This window comes from Moorena sp. SIO2C4 (assembly GCF_010672485.1).
In the GTDB taxonomy this organism is placed as follows: Bacteria; Cyanobacteriota; Cyanobacteriia; order Cyanobacteriales; family Coleofasciculaceae; genus Moorena; species Moorena producens.
Window position 1 is genome coordinate 1 of record NZ_JAAHGN010001243.1, and the last position, 2,001, is coordinate 2,001.

Sequence of the window (2,001 nt, forward strand, 5' to 3'; positions counted from 1 at the left end):
TGCTAATGTGATGCGCACCTTAGAATCAGGACAATACCAGCCGGAAACGGGATGGTATGAAATGGGGCTGCAAGGGAAGTTTTCTATTGGACAGCCGGGAGAGAGAAGCAGGCAAGGGGCGAATCACGGTGGGCAAATGGTAGTGCAGCAGAAAAGGAAAATGGTGCAGGGTCGAGCACAACCGTTGACGGGGGATACGTTGACATATGGCCATGGCACGTGGGCAGAGAGGAGCGTAAATGAAAACAAAACTGGCTTGCCAGATCGCCTCAAGGCGGGCATTGAGAACCTCTCTGGCTACTCGATGGATGATGTGAGGGTGCATTACAATTCGTCGAAACCGGCACAGTTGCAAGCACAGGCTTATGCACAGGGGACGGAAATTCATGTGGGGCCGGGGCAGGAGAAGCATTTGCCCCATGAGGCGTGGCATGTGGTGCAGCAGAAGCAGGGGAGAGTTACGCCCACGATGCAAGTGAAAGGAGGGGTGAAAGTAATCGAAGATGCAGGTTTGGAGAAAGAGGCGAATGACATGGGCATGAAAGCTCAATTTCTTTTCAAGAAGGTCATGTCCGTTCAATCGAAGGCTGCTCAAAAATCCCCTTATTGTGCCCACGTTAGTCCACCAATTCAGATGATGGGTGAAAAAGAGCAACGGCCAGGCAAAAACGAAATGGATATCTTGTACAAAGGAAGTTTGTTTTTTAATGGGCTCAGTAATATACCAGAACATAATAAATTAGCCACTGTATTTGCCAAGAACACAGCTGTTTTGATGGGTTATAGTAAACTTGGTAAAGCTAGGGATGAATATGATAAAAAGGGACTACTAAACTATGACACAATGAAGAATACAACGTACGGCTTACTTTACTTAACGGAAGGAATAGGAGAAGCCCTGCATCTTGCCCCAGATCTGGCCAAAACATACCCAAACCTAATGAGGATTGCGCCCTTAGCAGGAGCCCTTGCCGATTTCACTCAAATACCTAATTATCTAAAAGACAAAGAGGATTACCCAAAAGCGGCAATGTATGGTGCGTATGGGAGTGGAAACCTATTAATGTTAAGACAAAACCCAGGAATAGCGAAAAAGTTAGCTTTTGGAATCGGCACCGGATTTTGGATATACAACGAAGTTAATGAATATTACAAAAAAGAAAAAAAAGAGGGTACGCAGATAACGTAGGGTGTGCAAATAGACATGACTCCTGAGTGCGACTCGTTAGTTATAAACCTTACCTCATAGAGGTTTGGGGGATTAACTGCTTGGTTCCTTTGGAACCATGACAACTTGACAATCATGGTAGTGCGATCGCGGATAAAGTAGGGTGGGCAAATGAACATGACACTTTGATGAAATTGCCTTTCCCTACATAATTTGCCCACCCTACTGTCGTGGCTTAATTTAGGTTCTCATGATGAAGTATATTAGCTGACGGCGAGTAGTAGTAGGGTGGGCAAATGGACATGATTGGTGATCAAATGGTATTACTTTGATTACTTGCCCACCCTACGCCTGGGAACAGATAATTTGCCCACCCTACGCCACATTCAGAATTTGCCCACCCTACTCTACTCTAGTGCGTACGCTGATAAAGTAGGGTGGGCAAATGGACATGATTCGAGATGAAATTGCCAAACCTTCATCATTTGCCCACCCTACCCTACCGAATGCGATCGTCTCTGTGGTTGGTTGGGTTAAAGCCAAGTTAAGCAACAACCCAAAACAAAACAGACTCACCCCATCCACCCCACTTCTAACCCACCGCCACCAATGGTGAAGTGCGATCGCTCTTGTAGGGTGGGCAAATGGAAATGATTGATGATCAATTGCCAAACTATCAGAATTTGCCCACCCTACCCTACTGAATGCGTACGCCTCTGTGGTTGGTTGGGTTAAAGTGCGATCGCTCTTGTAGGGTGGGCAAATGGAAATGATTGATGATCAATTGGTAAAACTTTGATAATTTGCCCATCCTACCTCACTTTCATTATTTA

2 protein-coding genes are annotated in these 2,001 nt (G+C 45.7%); one reads left to right on the forward strand and one right to left on the reverse strand.

The window, feature by feature from the left end; all coding sequences use genetic code 11:
- On the forward strand, nt 1–1,189 hold a 1,189-nt coding region (locus F6K20_RS36140), incomplete at its 5' end, for an eCIS core domain-containing protein (protein ID WP_287298044.1).
- Nucleotides 1,190–1,570: 381 nt separating this feature from the next.
- Here the strand turns inward: F6K20_RS36140 and F6K20_RS36145 are convergent.
- Nucleotides 1,571–1,840 carry a hypothetical protein gene (locus F6K20_RS36145; RefSeq protein WP_287298046.1) on the reverse strand — a complete coding sequence of 90 codons (270 nt, stop codon included), beginning with the start codon at nt 1,838–1,840 and terminating at the stop codon, nt 1,571–1,573.
- Nucleotides 1,841–2,001 lie beyond the last annotated feature (161 nt).